Genomic DNA, 597 nt, shown 5'->3' with positions numbered 1-597 from the left:
TCATCGTACCGTTTATGGCGATTATCTATATTTTGTGTGCGGTCGTTATCCTGTTTGAATTCTCCGACCACATCGTACCGATGTTCAACCACATCTTTACCGCCGCCTTCAATCCCGAAGCTGTGTTAGGCGGCGCGGCAGGTATCGGTATGCGCGAAGCCGTCCGTTACGGCGTGGCACGCGGACTGTTTTCCAACGAAGCAGGTATGGGTTCGACACCGCACGCACACGCTACTGCCGACGTGAACCACCCCGTTCAACAAGGCTTGGCGGCATTTATCGGCGTCTTCATCGACACCATCTTGGTCTGCACCGCCACCGCGCTGATTATCCTCCTGACCGATGCCAACCTTTCCGGCGAACAAGGCGCGGCGGTGACCCAATTCGCCTTCAGTAAAGCCTTCCCCGGCTTCGGTTCGCAACTGCTCGCCGTCTGCCTGACCTTCTTCGCCTTCACCACCATCATCGGCTGGTCCTACTTTGGCGAGTCCAACATCCGCTTCCTCTTCAGGGGAAAACACTTGGGCATCTACCGCGCGCTCGTGCTACTGGCTATCGTGTTGGGCACGCTGGGCAAATTCGATTTGGTTTGGAGCC

The 597-nt window shown here is 56.8% G+C and carries 1 protein-coding gene; it reads left to right on the top strand.

The window, feature by feature from the left end:
- The coding region (locus ACTHUR_RS15950; protein WP_440399644.1) for an alanine:cation symporter family protein at positions 1-597 on the top strand (597 nt) is incomplete at both ends.

It is taken from the genome of Neisseria sp. P0021.S007, assembly GCF_051956855.1.
Note: the sequence above shows the minus strand (reverse complement) of the source record. Positions and strands in the feature narration are given on the sequence as shown.